General features: G+C 34.5%; 21 protein-coding genes and 1 riboswitch. Of the genes, 17 read left to right on the plus strand and 4 right to left on the minus strand.

From position 1 onward, the window contains the following. Positions 1–11 precede the first annotated feature (11 nt). On the minus strand, positions 12–1,040 hold the full coding sequence (locus OLM58_RS03075) for an iron chelate uptake ABC transporter family permease subunit (protein WP_413614492.1): 1,029 nt from the start codon (positions 1,038–1,040) through the stop codon (positions 12–14). Between the two features lie 5 nt (positions 1,041–1,045). Beyond that, positions 1,046–2,188, minus strand: a complete 1,143-nt coding sequence (locus OLM58_RS03080; protein WP_017498677.1) for an ABC transporter substrate-binding protein — start codon at positions 2,186–2,188, stop codon at positions 1,046–1,048. Between the two features lie 178 nt (positions 2,189–2,366). Here OLM58_RS03080 and OLM58_RS03085 point away from each other — a divergent pair, with 178 nt between their 5' ends. The 7 genes from OLM58_RS03085 (at position 2,367) to OLM58_RS03115 (ending at position 9,685) form a co-directional block, all read left to right on the plus strand. Further along, entirely contained in the window at positions 2,367–2,729 is a 363-nt protein-coding gene (locus OLM58_RS03085; RefSeq protein ID WP_264531160.1) for a DUF5522 domain-containing protein, read from the plus strand. Between the two features lie 88 nt (positions 2,730–2,817). Beyond that, complete coding sequence (gene cobU, locus OLM58_RS03090) at positions 2,818–3,327, plus strand: bifunctional adenosylcobinamide kinase/adenosylcobinamide-phosphate guanylyltransferase (protein WP_264531161.1); 510 nt, start codon at positions 2,818–2,820, stop codon at positions 3,325–3,327. Positions 3,328–3,435: 108 nt separating this feature from the next. Further along, positions 3,436–5,115, plus strand: coding sequence for a nicotinate-nucleotide--dimethylbenzimidazole phosphoribosyltransferase (cobT, locus tag OLM58_RS03095; RefSeq protein WP_264531162.1), 1,680 nt, complete (start codon positions 3,436–3,438; stop codon positions 5,113–5,115). Positions 5,116–5,172: 57 nt separating this feature from the next. After that, positions 5,173–5,958, plus strand: a complete 786-nt coding sequence (locus OLM58_RS03100; RefSeq protein WP_264531163.1) for an adenosylcobinamide-GDP ribazoletransferase — start codon at positions 5,173–5,175, stop codon at positions 5,956–5,958. Then, positions 5,943–6,476: an alpha-ribazole phosphatase gene (gene cobC, locus OLM58_RS03105; RefSeq protein ID WP_264531164.1), complete on the plus strand. Its 534-nt coding sequence runs from the start codon at positions 5,943–5,945 to the stop codon at positions 6,474–6,476. Before OLM58_RS03100 ends, cobC begins: the two co-directional genes overlap by 16 nt. A 67-nt stretch (positions 6,477–6,543) precedes the next feature. After that, positions 6,544–6,748, plus strand: a riboswitch (cobalamin riboswitch). Between the two features lie 26 nt (positions 6,749–6,774). Further along, complete coding sequence (locus tag OLM58_RS03110; RefSeq protein WP_264531165.1) at positions 6,775–8,628, plus strand: TonB-dependent receptor plug domain-containing protein; 1,854 nt, start codon at positions 6,775–6,777, stop codon at positions 8,626–8,628. A gap of 4 nt (positions 8,629–8,632) precedes the next feature. After that, positions 8,633–9,685: a YncE family protein gene (locus tag OLM58_RS03115; protein ID WP_264531166.1), complete on the plus strand. Its 1,053-nt coding sequence runs from the start codon at positions 8,633–8,635 to the stop codon at positions 9,683–9,685. Between the two features lie 62 nt (positions 9,686–9,747). Here OLM58_RS03115 and OLM58_RS03120 read toward each other — a convergent pair whose 3' ends face one another. Then, positions 9,748–11,220, minus strand: a complete 1,473-nt coding sequence (locus OLM58_RS03120; RefSeq protein WP_264531167.1) for a S41 family peptidase — start codon at positions 11,218–11,220, stop codon at positions 9,748–9,750. 167 nt (positions 11,221–11,387) lie between these two features. Here OLM58_RS03120 and OLM58_RS03125 point away from each other — a divergent pair, with 167 nt between their 5' ends. The 10 genes from OLM58_RS03125 to OLM58_RS03170 all read left to right on the plus strand — a co-directional run bounded on the left by OLM58_RS03125 (position 11,388) and on the right by OLM58_RS03170 (position 19,645). Continuing rightward, complete coding sequence (locus tag OLM58_RS03125) at positions 11,388–11,897, plus strand: RNA polymerase sigma factor (RefSeq protein ID WP_202701435.1); 510 nt, start codon at positions 11,388–11,390, stop codon at positions 11,895–11,897. Further along, positions 11,884–12,342 (plus strand): hypothetical protein, encoded by a 459-nt coding sequence (locus tag OLM58_RS03130; RefSeq protein WP_264531168.1) that lies wholly within the window; start codon positions 11,884–11,886, stop codon positions 12,340–12,342. The genes OLM58_RS03125 and OLM58_RS03130 overlap by 14 nt, the downstream gene beginning before the upstream one ends. A gap of 17 nt (positions 12,343–12,359) precedes the next feature. Further along, positions 12,360–12,935, plus strand: coding sequence for a DUF4252 domain-containing protein (locus OLM58_RS03135; protein ID WP_264531169.1), 576 nt, complete (start codon positions 12,360–12,362; stop codon positions 12,933–12,935). Between the two features lies 1 nt (position 12,936). Then, positions 12,937–13,476: a DUF4252 domain-containing protein gene (locus OLM58_RS03140; protein ID WP_264531170.1), complete on the plus strand. Its 540-nt coding sequence runs from the start codon at positions 12,937–12,939 to the stop codon at positions 13,474–13,476. 162 nt (positions 13,477–13,638) lie between these two features. Beyond that, positions 13,639–14,037 carry an inner membrane protein YiaA gene (gene yiaA, locus OLM58_RS03145; protein ID WP_017498692.1) on the plus strand — a complete coding sequence of 133 codons (399 nt, stop codon included), beginning with the start codon at positions 13,639–13,641 and terminating at the stop codon, positions 14,035–14,037. A gap of 241 nt (positions 14,038–14,278) precedes the next feature. Then, complete coding sequence (locus OLM58_RS03150) at positions 14,279–15,412, plus strand: T9SS type A sorting domain-containing protein (protein WP_264531171.1); 1,134 nt, start codon at positions 14,279–14,281, stop codon at positions 15,410–15,412. 744 nt (positions 15,413–16,156) lie between these two features. Then, entirely contained in the window at positions 16,157–16,288 is a 132-nt protein-coding gene (locus OLM58_RS03155; RefSeq protein ID WP_264531172.1) for a hypothetical protein, read from the plus strand. A 297-nt stretch (positions 16,289–16,585) separates the two neighbouring features. After that, on the plus strand, positions 16,586–17,662 hold the full coding sequence (locus OLM58_RS03160) for a class 1 isoprenoid biosynthesis enzyme (protein WP_264531173.1): 1,077 nt from the start codon (positions 16,586–16,588) through the stop codon (positions 17,660–17,662). A 20-nt stretch (positions 17,663–17,682) separates the two neighbouring features. Further along, positions 17,683–18,474: a prenyltransferase/squalene oxidase repeat-containing protein gene (locus OLM58_RS03165; protein WP_264531174.1), complete on the plus strand. Its 792-nt coding sequence runs from the start codon at positions 17,683–17,685 to the stop codon at positions 18,472–18,474. Between the two features lie 208 nt (positions 18,475–18,682). Further along, positions 18,683–19,645, plus strand: a complete 963-nt coding sequence (locus OLM58_RS03170; RefSeq protein WP_264531175.1) for a peptidase, M50 family protein — start codon at positions 18,683–18,685, stop codon at positions 19,643–19,645. Positions 19,646–20,346: 701 nt separating this feature from the next. Here the strand turns inward: OLM58_RS03170 and carB are convergent. After that, positions 20,347–23,202 carry a carbamoyl-phosphate synthase large subunit gene (gene carB / locus OLM58_RS03175; RefSeq protein WP_264531176.1) on the minus strand — a complete coding sequence of 952 codons (2,856 nt, stop codon included), beginning with the start codon at positions 23,200–23,202 and terminating at the stop codon, positions 20,347–20,349. Positions 23,203–23,229: the final 27 nt, after the last annotated feature.

Consider the following 23,229-nt stretch of genomic DNA (forward strand, 5'->3'; position numbering starts at 1 on the left):
GGCTAATTTATTTACTGAAAATTTCTTTTGCGCATGAGCAGCCAAACGACAATTGGTGCGCCAATTATAGAGGTGATTGCATTAATGGGCAATGTGGTCTCTAGTCCCGGCATTTGTGATGCCATATCGCAAAACAACATAATTATTCCTCCGTAGAAAAAAGTACTCCAGTATAAAACTGTATGATTACTGGTCTGAAAAGTGAGCTTTGCAATATGTGGCACTGCCAAACCTATGAATGCAACCGGCCCTGCGAAAGCAGTAACGCTTCCGGCCAGAATACTTGTTGCAAAAATAATTATCAATCGGGCTCTCTTATAATTCAATCCCATACTTCTGGCGTAATTTTCACCTAAAAGCAATGCATTTAAAGGTTTAATACTTCCGGCACTCAAAAACAGACCAAAAGCAACACAAACCGCCAAAATCGAAATCGAAGTCCAGGAAAGATTCCCAAGACTTCCCAGAGACCAAAAGGTGAATTTCTGCAATTGTTCTGCTGAACTAAAATACGTCAAGACCCCAACAATAGCACTGGTAAAACTGCCAAACATCAATCCGACGATTAAAATTGCCATCGTATTTCGTAAACGCTGTGCTACCAATAAAACCAATAGTAAAACCAAAACACTTCCTATTGTCGAAGCCAGTACAATTGCATATGGCGACAATAAAATCGAGTTTAAAAATGAAGGTAAAAAACCTGCCCCTAAAATCACAATCGCAACAGCCAGAATTGCTCCCGAACTTAAACCTAAAACATCAGGTCCTGCGAGTGGATTTCTAAACAAAGTCTGCATTAGCAAACCACTCACTGACAAACCAATACCAACCAACATGGCTGTAATAGCCTTAGGCAGACGATAATTGACAATAATATATTCCCAGGTCGATTTACTGGCATGACTTCCCGTCATACTGTTATATACTTCCTTAAAAGGTATAGTTACTGATCCCAGGCTAATGTCTAAAAAGAACATAAACAATAAGGCCAGACCGAGTACCGAAAACAGAATTATATTTCGTTTTTTATGAATCAATGAACTTAGTTTAATTTAGAGGCAAAAGTAAATTCATAGCTTGGCAACAACTCCGGATGAAAAATCTTGATATAATCTTTTAATACTAAATCAGGACGGCTTGGCGCCAGCTCATAATAAACAGTTCCTCCCGTTGCTCCTGATTTACCTTCAAACGTATAAACATTCTTAGACTTGAAGGCATCAAACTCTGTATAATGAGGATTACTTTTTCCGAATTCGTCCAAACTTTTAAAGGAACCTGCAGCGATCCAGAAATTAGCTGTTTTGGCTTTTACTAAGACTTTTTCAAAAGATAAGCCTTCGCTTCCTGTACCTTTCAAATCGGCCCATAGGTAATTGGCCTGAGCATCTTTCATAAACTGCGCCACCCAACTGTTTCCTTTAGCTACATACCAGATATCTTCATACATAGAACCATATAAAACACTTGAAGTTGCTGGTTTTCCCGCTACTAATTTTTTAGCTTGGTCATAACTCAAAACAATTTTATCAAACAACTCTTTCGCCTGTTCTTCTTTACCAAATAAAGCACCGTAAAGTTTAATCCACTCTGCTTTTCCAAGGGGAGATTGCTCCATCCAGTCGGCCTGAATCAAAACATTTAAACCGCTTTTTTTCAAATTATCAAGCATCGCATTGTTATTGTCTACTCCAAAAGTCACTATTAAGTCCGGAGATAGCTCTATTAATTGTTCGATATTTAATTTCTCATTTTGCCCTACATTTTTAACGGCTCCTTTGTCTATCAGTGCTCTGGTTTTTTCTGAAGAAATGTAATCGGTATGCGGAAAACCTACCAATTTATTCTCTACTTCCAACATCTCCAAAAACGGAATGTTAGTCGTTGAAGTCACCACAATTGACTCCAAAGGAACTTTGATAGTCGTGTACTTTTGTAAGCTGTCCGGTACTTTCGCCTCTTTCTCTTTCAGTACATAAGTAAACTTTGTATGGGCATCCGGCCAAGGATCTGAAACGGTTACTACCGAATATCCTTCGTGCTTTATAATCGAGAGTCCGGATGCATATTCGATACTATTTTTTTCGGTTTCTGTTTTTACAATCTCCGAAGATTCATTTTTTTTGCATCCGATTAGAAGAAAAAAAGGTAAAACAAAAATCATTTTTGGCAGTAAATGTCTCATATATAGGTTCTGTTATTTTTTTAAAGGGCTCAGTTTCATCACGCTGCTTTTATGACATATAATTTGAATCATCTTCCTTATAAATTTTACAATTTCATTACTGACAAAGGTAACGCAATTTCTATTTTTTTTATCTACCTTTATTCCTACAAAATCAAATAAACATCATTTTTCCCTAATGAATCCCATAAAAACCAAAGTCTGCTCGAGCTGTGAATCTTCTTTCAGCTGTGGAGATACTTCAAATGAAAACAAGTGTTGGTGTAATGATTTTCCCCCTATTTTTAATCTTTCCGAAGGAGGCGACTGTCTTTGCCCTGTTTGTTTTAAAGAAGCCTGCGAAGATAAAATTGACGCTTACGTAGAAACGCTTACCCCACAAAAAGCGCTTAAAAATAAAGCCATATCTTTACCCAAACAAGAAAAGCTAATCGAAGGAATTGATTATTATATGGAAGACGGAAATTATGTTTTCAAAGCCTGGTTTCACTTAAAAAGAGGAAGCTGCTGCGGAAACGAATGCCGGCATTGCCCTTATTAAAACTCATAACTCAACAAAAGCTTCGACTTCGCTCAGCCTGACATTCGGCTAACCCACACAACTCATAACTCAAAACCCATAATTAAAAATGATCTACCTAATTACAGGAGGCGAACGATCAGGAAAGAGCAGTTACGCCCAAAACCTGGCCTTACAACTTTCAGATACCCCTATGTATGTAGCGACAGCCAGAAAATGGGACTCTGATTTTCAAAACAGAATTGACAGACACCAACAGGAGCGTGACGAACGCTGGACCAATATTGAAAAAGAGAAATACTTAAGCGAAATTGACTTTTCCGGAAAAGTGGCTTTAATAGATTGCGTTACCCTTTGGCTGACCAACTTTTTTGTCGACCATAAAAATGAGGTTACTTTAAGTTTAGAGGAAGCAAAAAAAGAATTTCTATCGATAGCGCAACAGGAAAATGCTACTCTGATTATTGTCACAAATGAAATCGGAATGGGTGTTCATGCCGAAACTCATATCGGCCGAAAATTTACCGAACTTCAGGGCTGGATGAATCAGTTTTTGGCTTCAAAAGCAGATGAAGTGGTTCTGATGGTTTCCGGCATCCCAGTTAAAATAAAGGGATAGTAATGAAATTCCAAATTTTTAAATCTCAAATTCCAACGCTATACTTTATCTTTACTTAAACTTTAAAATTCTCATTTGAATTGATTTGGAAATTGAAATTTAAAAATTATGAGCCATTTAGACGATATACTAAAATCACGTCGTGATACCCGCCATTTTACAAATGATGAAGTTCCTGACGAAGTCATTCAGAAAGCACTTCAGGCCGGACATTGGGCACCGTCAGTTGGATTAACAGATGCTACCCGGTATTATCTTATCAAATCTGCTGCGGTTAAAAGTACCATTAAAGAACTATTTTTAGATTACAACAAAAAAGCAGAAGAGCTTACAGACAATCCTGAACAAAAGGAACACTATAAATCCTTAAAACTGGAGGCCATTGAGGAAGCTCCAATCGGACTCATTATTGCTTATGACAGATCTGTACTGAACCAATTTACGATTGGAACGGTTGGCAGCAATGAAGCGGTAAAATTCAGTTCGGTTTGTGCTGCTCAGAACATCTGGCTCTCTCTCACTGAGCAGGGTTACGGAATGGGCTGGGTGTCTATCCTGAATTATTATCAATTTAAAAAGATTCTCGATTTACCTGAAAATATTGAGCCGTTAGGGTATTTCTGCATCGGAAAACCTGCTACGAATTATGATAATCAACCCATGTTGCAGCAATTACACTGGAAACAAAAATCAGAGGCTCCGGATTGTACAGAAATCAAAACTACCGTTGAAAATCTAATTCCGGATTTAAATTTAAGTCCAAAAACAGAAAACCCAAAAGATTTCAACTTCAACACTCAGCTACAAGACAAAATAGATTCGAAGACCAAACCCATTGGTGCTCTGGGGACTCTCGAGACTTTGGCTTTTCAAATGGGAACTGTTTTTGAAACCTTAAGCCCAAAAATCATAAATCCCGCTATCGTCGTTTTTGCTGCCGATCATGGCATTGCCAATCATGGCGTAAGCGCTTACCCGCAGGATGTCACAAGACAAATGGTGACTAATTTTCTGGAAGGCGGAGCTGCCATTAATGTCTTCTGTAAGCAAAATGACATTCAGTTATCCATTGTTGATGCCGGTGTTAATTATGACTTTCCAACCAATGCCAATCTAATTAACGCCAAAATAGCCAAAGGAACACAATCCTTTCTACACCTTCCCGCAATGAGTGAAGCAGAGTTACAATTGTGTTTTGAAAAAGGAAAAACGATTGTGGAAGACATTGCAAGAAAAGGCTCCAATTGTATTGGTTTTGGCGAAATGGGAATTGGAAACACCTCTACTGCCTCAGTATTGATGAGCCTTCTAACCGGATTCTCTATCGAAGAATGCGTAGGAAAAGGAACGGGTGTCGAAGATAAAAAATTACTTCAAAAACAAAACTTACTGCGAAAAGCTATTGAAAATTATACCAGTCCGGCTGAGTTAAAACAGCAGCTGGCTTATTTTGGAGGTTTTGAAATCATACAAATTGCCAGCGGAATGTTAACTGCTTTTGAGAACAATATGCTCCTTCTGGTGGATGGTTTTATTTGCAGTACGGCTTTCTTAATTGCTTCAAAAATAAATCCTGCTATTCATAAAAATGCGGTCTTCTGTCATTGTTCTGCCGAAAAAGCGCATCAGAAATTATTAGATTATTTAAATGCAAAACCTATTCTGAATCTGGATTTACGCTTGGGTGAAGGTACAGGCTGTGCGATTGCTTTTCCAATTCTGAAATCAGCTGAAGTTTTTCTGAATGAAATGGCCAGTTTCGAAAGCGCAGGAGTGAGCAGGAAATAGTTTTCAGTCTCAGTTTATAGTTTTATCCTTTAATTTTGCCCTAATCAATTATCTTAAATGAAAAAAGAACTACATATTTTCTTTACCTGTTTAATGTTTTACACCAGAATTCCATGTCCAAAAAACATCAATCATGATCCTGATTATTTAAATAAGGCAACACGCTATTTTCCATTCATTGGCTGGATTGTTGGGAGCATTTCCTTTCTCGCTTTTTATCTCTTTTCATTCTTTCTGTCGACCGAAACCGCGGTACTTTTGGCAATTATCGCCTCAATATTAACCACGGGAGCTTTTCATGAAGACGGTTTTGCCGATGTCTGTGATGGTTTTGGTGGCGGCTGGACCAAAGAAAAAATTCTGCTTATCATGAAAGACAGTGCGATTGGAGCTTACGGAGCGGTTGGTTTAGTTTTACTATTTCTATTAAAATTTAAACTGCTTTCAGAATCCATTTCCCTTTTTACTAATAACATTTTTCTAATTTTCCTCCTATTCATTTCGGCTCATTCCTTAAGTCGTCTGGCAGCGATATCTATTATTTTTACTCACGAATACTCCCGCGATGATGCGACGAGTAAAAGTAAACCTATAGCTAAAAAACACAGTTGGAAAGAAATTACAGGTTCGTTCTTCTTCGGACTAATTCCATTATTGGTACTTTCATTTTTTCAATCTGAATTTCTTTTGGCAATTATTCCGGTATTCATCATGCGTTATTTTTTAGCCCGCTATTTCCAAAAATGGATTGATGGTTATACGGGTGACTGCCTGGGAGCAACGCAACAGGTTTGCGAAGTTATTTATTATTTAAGCATTCTTCTGATATGGAAATTTATCTAGTTCGTCATACCGAAACAATCTGCGAAAAAGGAATCTGCTACGGTCAGACTGATGTAGATTTGGCTGTTCCATTCGAAGAAATCTTTAAGGATATTGTCTCGCAATTACCTTCTGAGGCCCTACTCTTTTCAAGTCCATTGAAACGTTGTATCCTACTGGCCCAATACATTCAGAATACGATAAACCCCGTTTCCTTCATTACCGACGATCGTCTAATGGAAATGAATTTTGGCGATTGGGAATTGAAAAACTGGGATGCAATTCCTGCGGAAGAACTTAATCCCTGGATGGAAGATTTTGTCACCACGCAAGTCACAAATGGGGAGTCTTTTACAACACTTCATGAAAGAGTGGGTACGTTTTTAGAAGATTATGTTTTCAACCAGACAGCTCCTGTAGTCATTGTCTCACATGCAGGTGTGATCAGAAGTATTTTATGTCATCAGTCTGGATTACCCCTAAAAGACGCTTTTACCAATAAAGTAGCGTTCGGACAGGTTATTAAAATAATGATTTAAATGATCATTTGTTCAGAATCCCTCTCTAAAACGAAAACAAATTTGAAAATTCAATAATTTTAACTTTATCTTTGCAGAAAATTAAGGTTGTGTTCATTCATACACATTAAAAGGGAATCAAGTAATAAATCTTGAGCTGTACCCGCAACTGTAAGCTTTGTTCTGAAAAAGAATGCTTGTTGTTAACTACAAAACCACTGCTCGCGCTGACGAATGGGAAGGTAAACAACAAGACGCAAGCCAGGAGACCTGCCTTTGTAATCAATATCGAGCTCTCGGGAAAAAGAGTGTAGAAATTATGACTTTGAAAAAACTTTTTGCTCTTTGTTTCTTATTGTTGTGCCAGATTACTGTGGCGCAGAACGATTCTATTACGAAACTTAAAACGGTTGTCGTTTCTGATGCTAATCTTAAAAAATACTCCAATTCACAATCGGTTTTAAAACTAAATGATTCTGTTATTGGCAAAAATGAAGCCTTATTAACGGATTTATTAAACTTCAATTCGACCATTTATTTTAAAGAGTACGGCCGTGGAATGCTTTCTACAGTTGCTTTTAGAGGTACAACATCATCGCAAACGGCTGTAATCTGGAACGGAATTAACATTAATTCCCAAATGAACGGAAGTACTGATTTTAATACCATTTCCGGATCCGATTATAATTCTATTAGTGTAAAAGCAGGAGGAGGAAGTGTTATTTATGGCAGCGGAGCCGTTGGAGGAACCGTACACTTGAATACAGATCTCGCCTTTTACAATAAATTTGAAAACAATTTAAGACTTGATTACGGAAGTTTCAACACTATCGGAATTAATTATAAAACAAGTATCTCTAATAAAAAATGGAGTACTCAAATTGGTTTTTCCAAAAACAGTTCTACAAACGATTATAAATATCTGAACCAATACAACTGGAAAGGCGAACAGCGCTGGAATCAAAACGGTCAATATGATGTTATTACCCTAAGTGCCAATGCAGGATATAAAATCGATGCCAAAAACAGTTTTAAGCTGTATACCCAAACTTCAAATACAGACCGAAATACCTCATTAGTTTCGGAATCTGAAACTAAAAGTAAATATGTAAATGGTTTTAATCGGAACTTATTGGAATATGATGGTGATTTTGGCAGATTCAAAACCAATTTCAAAACAGCCTATATTTTTGAGAACTATAAATATTATGCCGACAATTCCAGCAATATTTATACGTACGGAAAAACAGAAAGCCTGACTACAAAAGCAGATTTAGGCTATCAATTATTAGAATCGCTGCAAATAAATAGTATTCTGGACTACAATCGGACTAAAGGATACGGAAGTGGTTTTGGTGATAATGTTAGAGAAATAAGTTCTGCGGCTTTACTTATAAAACAAGAGGTTTCTCCAAACTGGAAAAACGAATTTGGGGTCCGTAAAGAATTTACAGACAATTATAAATCTCCCGTTCTATTCTCTGCAGGTTCCTCCTATCAATTTGGAAAACTGTATAATTTAAAATTGAATGTGTCCCGTAATTTCCGAATTCCAACTTTCAATGATTTGTATTGGGAACAAGGCGGAAATCCTAATTTAAAACCGGAGAGTTCTTATCAGGCCGAAATTGGAAACGTTTTCACCATTCAGAACTTCTCTTTAACTCAAACTTTTTACTACATCAAAATAAAAGATTTATTGCAGTGGGTCCCGGGAGCTAATGGTATCTGGTCACCGCAAAACACAGACAAAGTTAATAGTTATGGCGCCGAAACAGTATTGAGTTGGAAAAAGAGTTTTGGCAAAAACAACCTGACTGCAAATGCGACGTATGCCTATTCAATTTCAGAAAATGTAGAAACCAAAAAGCAATTGTTTTTTGTTCCTTTTCATAAAGTAACCGCTGCCATCGCTTACTCAAGAAATAACATTTCAGCCAATTATCAATTTCTTTATAATGGCTTTGTGTACACACAAGCTGACAATGACCCCGAAAAAATCGTATCGGCTTACACTGTTTCGAACATTGGTGTAGACTACGATTTTAAACTTTTATCTTCTTTCAAAGTAGGTTTTCAGGTTTTGAATGTTTGGAATACCTTCTATCAAAGTCTAGAATACCGACCAATGCCCGGAAGAAATTATAACCTGTACTTAAACTTTAAATTTTAAAATAATGAAACTGACTAGATTATTCTTACTAGCATTAAGCGCATCGCTTTTTGTTTCTTGCTCTAATGACGACTCTGATGGACCTAAAGGAGTTTATGACGATGGAATTTTCATCTTAAATGAAGGAAATTCTACTGACGGCGGTTCTGTTTCTTTCATATCTGGCGATTTAAATACTTTCACTAAGGATGTTTACAAGACCGTAAACAGCAGTGATTTTGTTGGAAAATATCTTCAAAATATCTTTTTTGACGGAGACAAGGCTTATATTATTGCCGGTGGATCAAATGTTATTAATGTAGTAGACCGCTATAGTTTTAAGCTGATTGCAAAAATTGACACCGGACTTGCTAACCCTCGCTATGGTGTTGTTAAGGATGGCAAAGCTTATGTAACTAATGCTAATACCTATCCTAGCTACACTGACCCGGAAAAAAACCCTAACGCCAATATTGACGATTATGTTGCCGTAATTAATCTGAGTACAAATACTGTTGAATCTAAAATCGAATTGAAAGGTACAGGAAACAGAATTGTGTTAGATAATGGAAAACTGTACATCACTGAGCCAAATAACAGCGACAAGTTGTTGGTGGTAAACATTACAACCAAAACAGTAGAAACTGTTACTATTGGTTCAGATGCAGATTCTATTGAAGAAGAGAACGGAGTTCTTTTTATCCTTAGAAAACCTTACGGTGCTGCCGGAGAAATTGTAAAAGTAAAAATTTCAGACAAATCTGTTTCCAAAATTGCTTTGCCTGCTAATTTAGGAAATGCTGGTCAATTAGATATTGAAGGTGGTAAGATTTATTACACTGCTTCAAGTTCTGTTTATGTTATGAATACTACTGCTACAACAGCTTCTACTACACCAATCTTAACTTCTCCTGTAGGTTATTTATACGGATTTGCAGTAAACGATAATCGTATATATCTTGCTGACGGTGGTGATTTCAAATCAAGCAGTAAAGCTTACATCTACGATTTAAGTGGAACATTACAAAAAGATTTAATAGTTGGTGTTGGACCAAACGGTTTCTATTTCAACGATTAATAACGGTAATTCGTTTGGATTATAACATAAAAAAAGGCTTTCATTTCTGAAAGCCTTTTTTTTTATTTCAATGCTCGTAAAAGTCCTTCCGGTGCTTTTTCAATATACATTTGATTTTTAATTCCGTCCATTGCTTTAGCATCTGTAAACGTTTTCAGCGCTACCCCACTGTCGTCTCCTGCTTTTTTCGCACTGATTCCTGTTATTTGAGATATTGCTACACTCAGCAACGGTTCATTTGGATCTCCTAAAACTCCTAGGTTTGTAATGCGCTCTAATTTTTCATACGTTGGTTTCAAACCGTCTGTGTATTCTCCAAAATCAGCTGCATTTACAATTTTCAAAACCAAAGGCTGCATCGCATATTTATGATTTGGATTACGGTTCGTTTTTCCAAAAGTCGGAGAATCATATAAGGTTACTGATCCTACATTTTTACCAACGGTAGTCTCTCCTACCTGAACTACAGAAATATAAGGCACCAATCCGTTTATAACCAATTCACTTGCCGATGCTGTACCGCTTGTGGTTATAATATAAACTTTAGTCATGTTCAGACTATTAATCGCCGCACCGTCCATTTTATCTACAAATTTATTCAGCAATGATTCAGGATCTTCACTTTCATAATATTCGTTGATTTTTGCATTCCATTTCTCTTTCGAAAAAACTTTGCCGGTAAACTGTCCGGTAATCATACTCGCCAGACGGGTTGAAGTTTGTATCGAACCTCCTCCGTTATATCTTAAATCTAAAACTAAATCAGTAACACCCTGTGCTTTTAGTTCTGCAAAAGCCGCATTAAGCTGTGCATCATAATTGCCATAAAAACCATTGTACATCAGATAACCGATTTTACGGCTTCCGGAGGTAATCACTTTATTGATAAAAACAGGATTTTCATCTAAAGTTGTTTTTACTAATGCAACTGTTTTTCCGTTACTATCAAAACCGGTACCGTTAAAAGTAGCCATATTCAGTGTATAACTATCCGCTGCCAATAGCGACTGATAATTTGAAACCGTCAAAGAAGTTCCATTAATAGCGGTAAAAAGATCCCCTCTTTTAATGTCTTTTTTAGAAGCATCAGAATTAGGTATGATATAGCGTACATAACCCACTAAATCTGTAGTGCTTCCCGGTTTGTAACTCAATCTAAAATCTACACCATTATTTTTTGAAGTTCCCTGAAGTTCCTGTTCTAAAACCGTATAATCGTCAACAATCCAGCTAAAACGATCAATAGCCTGACCTTTTGGAAATTTACTTATAGGTTTATTCAATAAATCCTGAAATAAATCTTCCGGTTTTGAATATCCTCTCAAAAAAGCATTTAATGCTTCCTGATTGCTAAAACGGTCATCTGCCAAAGTAGGAACATCAGCTTGCCATAAATAAAACTGATTCAGTCCTTTCCACACAAAATCATTAACCTGCAATGAGGCCGGAGCTGCCACATCATCCTGATCTTCACAAGATTGCAAAGAAAAAGCAAGTAAAAATAATAACAGTACAATTCTTAATATTGTCTTCATATAGTAAATATCTATCTAGTAGTAACGTAAAAATACTATCTTTAGTTTTAACTCTAAGAATTTTATTGTTTTTTTTATTGTAAAAAAAAAAAAATTAATACCCCGTGTAACAAAAATAATAGTGTCTCGTCTTCACTATATAAGCTAACGAATAACCAACGAATTTTATGAATCAGAATGTGTTTATAGAATTAATAAATCCTTTTAAAGACAAAGTTTTTCGTCTGGCAAAAAGATTATTAACCAGTACGGAAGAGGCTGAAGATGCCACTCAGGAAGTTATGGTAAAGTTATGGAACAAAAAAGATACTCTGGATTCCTATAATAGTGTTGAAGCTGTTGCAATGACAATGACCAAGAATTATTGTCTGGACCAGTTGAAATCGAAAAGGGCCGGAAATCTTAAAATCGTTCACAACAATTATACGGACCGGGAACCTCAACTGGATAAGAAGCTGGAGGATTCAAATAGTTTAGAATGGGTTGAAAAAATTATAAGCCAATTACCCGAGCAACTACAAATATTAATTCAGTTGCGGGATGTTGAACAATATGAATTTGACGAAATTGCAAAAATTGTCAATATGAACGAAACGGCTATACGCGTAGCCCTTTCAAGAGCGAGAAAAAAAATAAGAGAATCAATGGTTAATACACACAGTTATGGAATTCAATAAAATAGAAAATATACTAGAAAAATACTTTCAGGGAGAAACCACGATTGCCGAAGAAAATCAATTAAAAGAATATTTTTCTTCACCGGATGTTGCGCAGCATTTGGAGCAATACAAACCAATGTTTGGTTATTTCTCTCAGGTAAAAGAACAGAAATCGACGCAGACGATCCCACTAAAAACTAAAAAACGAAATGTGGCGTGGTTATCGATTGCAGCTTCAGCTGTTGTTTTACTGGGAATTGGAACCTATTTCTATACGAGCGAAAAGAATACAACTCCGGTTACAGCTCAAACGGAATTGGGAACCTATGATGATCCGGAAGAAGCACTTGCCGCAACGCAAAAAGCTTTAGCCCTATTATCAAACAATGTTAATGTAGGTATCGAAAGTGTACAATACATTAAAGAATACGAACAATCAAAAAACAAAATTTTTAAACAGTAATTTAAATCTCAATCCAAATGAAATCAACGATTCACGAATACAGAAAAAATAATAAAATCAGCATGAGTAAAAATTTCATCATAACACTAGTTTTAGCATTTGTCAGCCACACTTTTTATGCTCAGGGAGCATTTGATAAATACGATGGTCAGGACGATGTAACCTCAGTAATTGTAAACAAAAAAATGTTTGATTTAATGAGTAAGGTAAAAGCTGACGCTTCTGACAAAGAAACGCAACAATATATTAATCTGATAAAAAAATTAGACTACTTAAAAGTGTTTACCACTAAAAATCCTAAAATTGAAGCTGACATGAAAGCTTCTGCAGATAAATATATAAAAACTGCCGGTTTAGAAGAATTAATGAGAGTAAACGACAGCGGTAAAAATGTTAGAATTCTAATCAAATCAGGATCAAGCGACACGCAGGTAAAAGAATTACTAATGTACATCGACGGAGCTAAGGGCAGTGAATCTGTATTACTGTCTCTTATTGGTAACTTTGACTTAAACGAAATCTCAGTACTAACAGATAAGATGCAACTTCCCGGAGGTTCTGACCTAAAAAAAGCTTCTAAAAGCAAAAAATAAGATGAAAGCAAACGTTATTACCTCAGCCCTATTAGTTTTACTAACTTTAGTAAGTTGTAATTCTACCCCTTCATTACAGAAGTATTTTGTTGAAAACACAGACAACAAAGATTTTATTGCACTTGACATTTCATCATCGATTCTAAATGTGGAGAAAGCAAAATTATCTGCAGAGCAAAATGAAGCTTTAAAATCATTCGATAAAATGAATATTCTGGCTTTCAAAGAAACGTCTAAAAATCAGGCGCAATTTGAAACAGAACGCGGCAAACTGAAAGAGATCCTGAAAAATCCAAAATACCAGGAATTAATGAAGGTCGGTTCAGGTAAAGACGGTGCATCGATAAGTTATGTAGGAGCTGACGACAACATCGAAGAATTTGTGGTTTTTGCCAACAAAAAAGAAAGCGGTTTTGTAGTAGTGCGCGTGTTAGGAAAAAACATGAATCCTAATAACATTATGACCTTGATGTCGGTTATGAAACAATCCAATATTAATATGGATCAATTAAAACCTTTGCAGCAATTAATGAAACCATAACACCTTACTTTATATTAAAACAAGAGAGCTCCGTAATCCGGGGCTTTTTTTATTTAACATTTTTAGAAGATTATACTGAATAATATTGCTTGCGTTTGTTTTGAGATGACCTGAATTTATCTATATTTGTTCATCAACCAAAACAAAATTATTAAACTAAGTATGGTACAAAAAACGTCGAACGCCTTTATAGCGGCATCATGGGTAGCTCTTGGAGCAGGAACAGTTGGATTTATAGTAGGACTTGCAAGAGCCGAAATGCTTTTAAACGAAAAAGGATATTATTTCACCGTTTTAATGTTTGGCCTTTTTGCCGTTGTCTCCTTACAAAAAAGTGTGAGAGACAGGCTGGAAAAACTTCCGGTAACCGATATGTATTATGGAATCTGCTGGTTCGGAACTCTTTTATCTATTGTATTACTAATCGTTGGCCTATGGAATGCTACGATCTTACCAAGTGAAAAAGGTTTTTATGCTTTTGCTTTTTTATTGGCTCTTTTTGGAGCTATTTCGGTACAAAAAAACACGAGAGACAATATGGCGTACTCTTCAAATGAATAATATTTTAACTAGAATTAATCAAAAACAACTTCCAAAATTAACCATAAAAAGCTTCTTAATTGAAGCTTTTTTTTGTGGTTAAAATTATTTACAACATCTTTTACTATTGTTTCACTAAACAATTTCAGCTACCAGATAAATCCGTTTTCTTGCCGGAAATTACATCATTACCTCCATTTATTACAAATAAATAAAAGATTATTCCTGATAAAACTATTTTTGTAAGTAAATACTTTATTTTATGAAAAAAATTCTCCTCTTAGCTTTATTATCAGCCTTTGGCCTTAATGCACAAACCGCTACAGATTATTTTACAGAATTTCCTATAAAGCCATACGACATCCCATTTGGTCTTGTGTTTGATTCAACTGGAAACTTATATGTTGCTAATAATGATTATCATAATTCTTTAGGAATTACCAAAATAACTCCAAATCTGGTTCAAAGTACTTTTATTTCATTAAAAAAATTTCCTAGGCAAATAGCTCTTGATACTAACAAAAATTTTTGGGTAATCAGTCGTACTAGTAATGATTATGAAACTTTTTCAGGTGAAAACGAAGTTACCAAAATAACCCCTGACGGCGATGTAACAAGTTATACTACTCCTGCAGACATATGGGGAATTGCTATCGATGCAACGGGAAACGTTTTTTATTCAGAAAGGACCGGGAAAATTCAAAAAATAAGTACAACAGGAGAAATTAGCACCTTTTTTTCAGATCCTGCTACTCTTAAATCCCCATCAGGATTAACTTTTGATAAGGCAGGAAATTTATTCGTTATTGATGAAGGTGATGGTAATAATCCCCTTAGAAAAATAAATCCAGCCGGTGTCCTTACAAAAATTCCTGCGACTTTTGAAAAGACATCACAAATAAAAAAAAATGGATACCTCTCTTTTGCTTCAAATGGTGACTTATATATTTCTGCAACTACAGATGATTATTCTGCTAAAATTTTTCGTTTACCTGCTGATGATGTAAATAGTAAGCCAATACTATTTTACAATGTTCCTACCTACAATAGAATTAATGGAATAACTATTTACAATGGAAATCTTTATGCAAGTTTATATATAGAAAGCCAAAGTAAAGTAGTAAAAATAGCAACTCAAATTCTGGGAGTTGAGAACGCCACCAAATCTATTACCAAAGACATTATAGTCTACCCAAATCCTGCAAGCGACTATTTGTCTATTGATAGTAAAAATGAAGTTGTTGAATCAATCCAATTATTCGACCTTACCGGACACCTACTTAAAAGCTACAAACCTTCTGAAGTCAAAGAAGATAAAATCGCTTTACCGGCTTTAACTTCCGGAAATTATATTTTAAAAATTAACAATACTTCTAAAAAGATTACAATCAATTAAACACCTCCTTAAACTAAAAAAAGCTCCACAACTGGAGCTTTTTTTATTAAAGTTAAGTCATACTAAGAACTAATCAATTTCCTTTAATAATCGCTAAACTTGTTATGCTAGTCGCAAAAACAAAGTCAGATTGGATTAGAAGCTTCGCTATAAAGCTTTTATTTGTCATGTACTTATCAGAGTTGTATGTTTTCTTTAATTTATTGTGATTGCTTGGAGAGCTTAAAGAAATACTTGGGAAGGATAAATATCTAAAATTGCCTGAGATAAAGTATTATCAATGCTAGTTATTCAGAATAATTTTAAGTCCTTTATGAGAGATTATCTTTACTGGAATAAGGTTAATCGATTGATTATAGCTTTTTTGCAAAGTTAATCGCGTAGATAATAGGTTGTGTTTCTATTGTAATTACTGGTTGTAATTGCAAAATATATAGTTTAAGTGTTTGTTTTTTTAGGTAAATATGGAATCATTCGTTTGAGATAAAGTTTATGAAACAGTATGGATTTATTTCCAATATGCTAGAGAAAAGCAGATTCAACAGGTGGTTGCATAAGGTTACATAAAACTAGGTATAGAATTGTTTGAGATTGAAAGTCCTTGTATCTGTCAGATATTACAATATCATGACCAGATATTACAATATTACACCGATTATTTAAAACGGTGAAAAATTTAAAAATTAATGTGTTAGATTTGGCAAATAAATCAGAATAATAGTGTTAATTAAAATAATAAGAAACATGAAAACAGAAAAAGAAAAAAAGTTATTAGAAAAATTTAAGATTGAAGAACTGGAAAGAAGATTTGAATTTAGTTCTTGGAACAATTTTTCAAAGAACATGGGAAAATCATCACCAGGTAGTAGTCACTGATTTATTTTAAATCAAGTATAAGAGTAGGTACACTAAATATAATTTTTAACATTAAAAACTGTATAAAATGGAAACAGAAAAAAAAATAATCGAAAAATTTCAAGTAGAAGAATTGGAGAAAAGATATGAATTTGCTAGTTGGACAAGTAATAAAAGTAGGAAATATGATCCCTTGTTCTGATCTCCTCTTCTTTTTATAGAAATTTAAGAAAACTTGAAAAAATAAGATAAAAAAATGATCATCAAAAAAGGGAGCAATTATGTTCCCTTTTTTGATGATCACAATTAACAATAAAAATGAAATTTAAAAATTATGTGGAGGGGTTGGATATATCAGATGTTTTCAAAAAACGAATTTTGAACATTGATTTTATAAATGCCAACCCTGTTTACTATCAAAACTACCCTTCTCTTTTTGCAAATGTTTTTGCTATAAAAAAAAGCAGCCTCGATTTGCTCAATATAGCTGGATATTTTTGTTATCAGTCAACATTGTATGTTGATGATCTAATAGATGAAAAAGAACTATCTGTATTCCCTTTAATATCCGTTTGCCAGGAAGAAAGCATAAAATTATTAACACATCTGTTTGGTTTGAAACATCCTTTTTGGGAATTATGGAATTCCAGAAAAAACGAATATTTTCAAGCGGTTTTATTAGAAAAAGAACTATTTAAGAAGAAAATCGTAACAATAAAAGAATATGAAATTTTAGCAGATCAAAAATCTGCATTTGGTAAAGTTGCGATAGATTGTTTGTATAGCCTTGATAGTAATTGTGATACTACGTTATATGAAAAACTGCATCTTTCTCATAAATACTTTTCTGTTGCCTTTCAACTAAATGATGATGTAAAAGATTTAAAAGAAGATATTGTAAATGGGCAATTTAATTGGGCTGTTGCTCTTTTAAAAAAAGAAAACCTAACCGAAAAGGATCCTGCAATACTGGAAAAATATCTCTATTTAAGGGGGATTTCCAAACAAATGTTTCTGTTAGGAATTGAATATTGTGACAAATCTTTGAACATTGTCAAAGATATAGATGTTCCAAAATGGAAGGAAATAGTGGAAGATTTCAAAAAAGCTTTTAGTAAAGCCATCTATGAATTTGAAAATTATTTAGAAGTTTTAGTAACAGAAATAAACATGTCTAAAAAAATTGTAGTATCAAATTCCATTAAAGAATCTATACCGCTGGCAATCCAGTTTATAAAATCGAAACAAAAAGATAATGGCTCATGGCACGAATATATCAATCAGGGTGGTATTAGTACTGTTTGGTCGACATCATTTATCCTATCTAAAATATCTGCTAACCCACATTTAAAATTAGTTTTTAAAAAGAGATTTCAGACGCTTTGTCTTTTTTAAGCCAAAACACTATAAACGAATTGTGGGATTATAATACTACTTGGACTGAAGATGCCGACTCAACAAATTTTGCTTTTTTATCTTATTTATACAATGGCAAAAAGATATCAACAACGCTTTTAAATAAATGGAAGATGCTGTTTCAAAAAGAAAACGGGGGCTTTTCTACTTATTCTCGTGATAGTAAAATCCTCACGTTGCTCAATGAGAAAGAGGAAGTTAATATTAAAGGATGGTTAAGCGTACATGATTGTGTTAGCGCTGTAAGTTTCTACTTTCTGGCCAATCAAGACAAAAATGAAGAGTCTTTTCTAAGAGTTAAATCCTATTTTGATAGCAATTTTAAGAAACTAAATTCCTATTGGTGGACAAGTGATATTTATACCTATTATTATTTGTCTAAAACCTACAAACTACTAAATGAGAAAGAGAAGCTAGATTCTATCATTAGTAAAATAAAAGAAAAACAGAATAAAAATGGTAGTTTTTCAGATAAATATGGTGAAAATTATTTTTATACAGGATTAGCTTTAGAAATTTTATTGCTGGGAGATGACGGCAATTTGGAGAAACAAATAAAAAAAGGAGTAAATTATCTTTTAGATATGCAATATACTGATGGTTCATGGAAAGAATCTCATTCCCTGCAAATGCCCTATGCAAATGTCGTAATCCCCTCAAATACTTATTTCCCAGTTGCAAATTATGGGATGAATGTTCGTGCAAATGAATTTGGAAGGCTTTTTACAACAGCTGCAATTTTAAATTTTTTAACAAGCTATATACAAAAATATGATTCCGGTACTTTCTAAAGATATAACATTTAATCCCATAGGTAAAAGTGATTTTTTTATCCATGAGGAGAAATACAATCATCGAATAAAAATCTCTCATGACCTGTACAATTTCATACAATTAATTGACAATCGAAAAGAGCTAGAAATTATCGTGTCCGAATACAATCTAAAGTACAATTCGTGTATTACCACTGATTTTGCTTACGATTTTTTATATCATAAATTGGCTCTATTTGGAATTATAGAAGATGCTGCTGTCACTGTAAAATCCAATTTAACACCCGATTATTTGAAGTTAAGTTTTATAATAATAAATAAAAAAACGGTTGCAAAATTAACATCTTTTCTAAGAATTTTATTCTTTCCAAGTGTTCTCTGGAGTATGTCTATGTTATCCGTTTTAGTTTTACTTACTTGTTTTGTCACGTTAAATGAAGAGATTTTTCAAACAAGCATTACAAGAAATGAATGGACCTTTTTTATTTTATTAAGTTTCATTGGTGTAACATTTCATGAGTTTGGACACGCCGCTGCAGCGCATTACTATGGCGCTAATCATGGCGGTATTGGAGGAGGGTTTTATTTGTTTATGCCCGTTTATTTTGCAGATGTTACCGATATATGGAAGCTTCCTAAAAAGGAAAGGATTATAGTTAATTTGGCGGGGATTTATTTTGAGTTTATATATGCTGCTTTTTTAGTCTTTATCGGGTTATTGCTGAATAACCAGCATTTAATTATTCTAGCTTGCGTTTTTTCTGCTTTATCGCTTTATAACCTATATCCTTTTGCCAGAAGCGATGGATATTGGGTTTTATCAGATGCTATTGAACTACCCAATTTGATGTTTCATTCAACATTAAAAGTAAAACAAGTTTTTAATTCTAAAGCAGATTGGAAAGCTAAAGATTATTTTTTACTCGTTTATGGGTTATTTAATTACAGCACGCTTTTGTACTTCTTTTATTTTATCGTTATAAAAGACCCTTATTCCATTTTATATTTCCCACAAAACTTTATAAGATTAATTAAAGATATAGTATTTGAAAACTCCAAGCTTTCATTTATTGATTTTAGCAGATTGTTTATTCCAATGTTGTTCTTTTGTTTATTGTTTAGATTTTTAAAAAAAGCACTTCCCTTTTTGCATAGAAAAATCAGAAAGCGTTTGTTTTCGTTTTCTTGAGAACTGTGGTAGTGTTTTATATTATTACGCCGCTATTAATTGGAGTTGCTGCATTTAATTTACTTAGACATTGGATGTAGTAAGGGTAAAGGGAATCGAAGTCAAAGTTAAGGTGTAATTTACAACTTGTACTTATTTTAACAGATCTCCTAACTAAACATTGTCCCATAATCACTATCATACAGAAAACACTATGATACTGACTATGTTTTCTTAAACTGTATTTTTTTGAAAGAAAAAAAGATACTAATTATAAAAATTAGCTATGAAAAATAATACCCGGTTAAGTGTTTTTAAAAAAAACATGGGAAATTTTAAACTTAAAAAACCTCAATATTGAATATTCCGAATTTAAAAAAACACTTCATTTAAATTTAAATTTAAATTCAATTGTAAAAAAAATCCTTATCATAAGTTTAATCATTTTTAACTTAAATTACCTTGTCTATGCCTATTTACTTTTAGAAAATAAATCTTTGTACGAACATTTTCCATGTCAAAATCATTTAGGAAGCAATCAATTTCTTTTTTATAGTATTCTAATTTTCTTTCTTTCCCTACTTACCTATATCATATGGTTAATATATAAATCGCTATATGTCAAATTGATCCAAAAACTAGAACAAAACTTTAATGTGCTAAACAATTAAACAAAAAAAAGCTCCATAACTGGAGCTTTTCTTTTATAACAAAACTTGAGATTATTTACTCAAATACATTTTTCTTCTGGAGTACAATTCGTAGAACTGATCGTCTTTTAGATCATCAATAAACAAGATACTCTCTCCTGTCGATTTCATTTCAGGTCCTAATGCTTTGTTTACATTGTGGAATTTACTGAATGAGAAGACCGGTTGTTTAATCGCATATCCTTTCAATTGTGGGTTGAAGTCAAAATCAGTTACTTTATTGTGCCCTAACATTACTTTGGTAGCGTAGTTCACATAAGGCTCACCATAAGCTTTAGCGATAAACGGTACTGTTCTGGACGCTCTTGGATTTGCTTCGATAATGTAAACGGTATCGTCTTTTATCGCAAACTGAATGTTGATCAGACCTACTGTTTTTAAAGCTCTCGCAATTTTCTTAGTGTGATCTTTAATCTGCTGCATTACGAATTCTCCTAAGTTAAAAGGAGGCAAAGTAGCATTACTGTCTCCGGAGTGAACTCCGCAAGGTTCGATATGCTCCATAATTCCGATAATGTAAACGTTTCCGTCTGCATCACAAATCGCATCCGCTTCCGCTTCAATTGCTCCGGCTAAATAGTGGTCTAAAAGCAGTTTATTTCCAGGGATAGTTTTCAATAAATTGATCACATGCTCCTCTAACTCTTTCTTGTTGATTACGATTTTCATTCCCTGACCTCCTAATACATAAGAAGGACGAATTAATAGTGGGAAATCCAACTGATCTGCCAGTGCAGAAGCTTCATCAGCCGTTTCTGCAATTCCGAATTGTGGGAAAGGAATGTGTAATTCTCTCAATAAATCTGAGAATCTTCCTCTGTCTTCGGCTAAATCAAGTGCATCAAAACTGGTTCCGATGATTTTTACACCGTATTTAGATAATTTTTCTGCCAGTTTCAAAGCGGTCTGCCCGCCTAACTGTACGATAACACCTTCCGGTTTCTCATGCTGAATGATGTCGTAAATATGTTCCCAGAAAACCGGTTCAAAGTATAGTTTATCCGCCGTATCAAAATCAGTCGAAACCGTTTCAGGATTACAGTTGATCATGATGGTTTCGTAGCCACACTCTTTGGCTGCTAAAACTCCGTGTACACAAGAATAATCAAACTCAATTCCCTGTCCAATTCTGTTTGGTCCTGAACCTAAAACGATGATTTTCTTTTTCTCTGTTACAATACTTTCGTTATCTACATAACGCTCCCCGTTTGCTTTTTCAATTTCTGCCTCAAAAGTCGAGTAGTAATATGGTGTTTTAGCTTTAAACTCAGCCGCACAGGTATCTACCAGTTTAAACACACGGTTGATATTTTTGTCCATACGTAAAGTATGCACTTCACTTTCCAGACAATTCATCATGTGTGCAATTTGTCTGTCGGCGAAACCTTTTTGTTTGGCTTCCAATAAAAGCTCTTTTGGAAGAGTCGCTATTTTATAATTTGAAATTTCTTTCTCTAAAGTATAAAGTTCCTCGTATTGTTTCAGGAACCACATATCGATTTTTGTGATTTCATGAATACGGCTCAACGGAATTCCCATTGCGATGGCATCATAAATTACGAAAACACGATCCCAACTTGCAAAAGTCAGTTTTTCGATAATCTGCTCGTAGTTTTTATATCCTTTTCCGTCAGCTCCTAAACCGTTTCTTTTAATTTCTAAAGATTGGGTGGCTTTGTGTAATGCTTCCTGGAACGAACGTCCGATTCCCATTACCTCTCCAACAGATTTCATTTGAAGTCCTAAAGTTCTGTCGGCACCTTCAAATTTATCAAAGTTCCAACGTGGTATTTTTACGATTACATAATCTAAAGTTGGTTCAAAAAGAGCCGAAGTTGATTTTGTAATTTGATTTTGCAATTCGTCTAAGTTGTATCCTAAAGCCAGTTTAGAAGCGATTTTAGCAATCGGGTACCCTGTTGCTTTTGATGCTAAAGCCGATGAACGGGACACACGAGGGTTGATCTCGATCGCTACGATATCTTCTTTTTCATCTGGTGAAACTGCAAACTGTACGTTACAGCCTCCTGCAAAATTTCCGATACTACGCATCATCAGGATTGCATAGTCACGTAATTTTTGGAATGTTGTATCCGATAATGTCATCGCCGGCGCAACTGTAATCGAATCTCCGGTATGGATTCCCATTGGGTCCATATTTTCGATTGAACAGATGATCACAACATTATCATTTTTATCTCTTAAAAGCTCTAACTCGTACTCTTTCCATCCCATTAAAGCTTTATCAATTAAAACTTCATGTATTGGAGAAGCCTCAAGACCTCTGGTTAAAAGTTCATCAAAATCTTCTTTTTTATAAACTACCGCAGCTCCGGTTCCTCCAAGGGTAAAAGAAGGACGAATTACTAACGGAAAACCAAACTCCTGTGCAATTTCTTTACCTTCTAAATAAGAAGTAGCTGTTTTTGCAGGTGCAGTTGGTACATTTATTCTTTCTAAAAGCTGTTTGAACTGCTCTCTGTCTTCTGTAATATTAATTGCGTTGACATCAACTCCAATTAATCTCACTCCGAAATCCTGCCAAATTCCTTTTTCTTCAGCTTCCAAACACAAGTTCAGTGCAGTTTGTCCTCCCATTGTAGGCAAAACGGCATCAATTTGCGGATGTTCTTTCAGAATTTCAATAATCGATTTTGTAGTTAATGGTTTCAAGTAAATATGATCGGCCATACTTGGATCGGTCATAATTGTTGCTGGATTCGAGTTTATCAAGATAACTTCAATCCCTTCTTCACGAATAGAACGTGCAGATTGAGAACCTGCATAGTCAAATTCGCAAGCTTGACCAATAACAATAGGTCCTGACCCTATTATTAAAACTGATTTTATTGATGTGTCTTTAGGCATTTTATTTGTATTGTGTAGTTATTATAA

This window comes from Flavobacterium sp. N502540 (assembly GCF_025947365.1).
In the GTDB taxonomy this organism is placed as follows: domain Bacteria; phylum Bacteroidota; class Bacteroidia; order Flavobacteriales; family Flavobacteriaceae; genus Flavobacterium.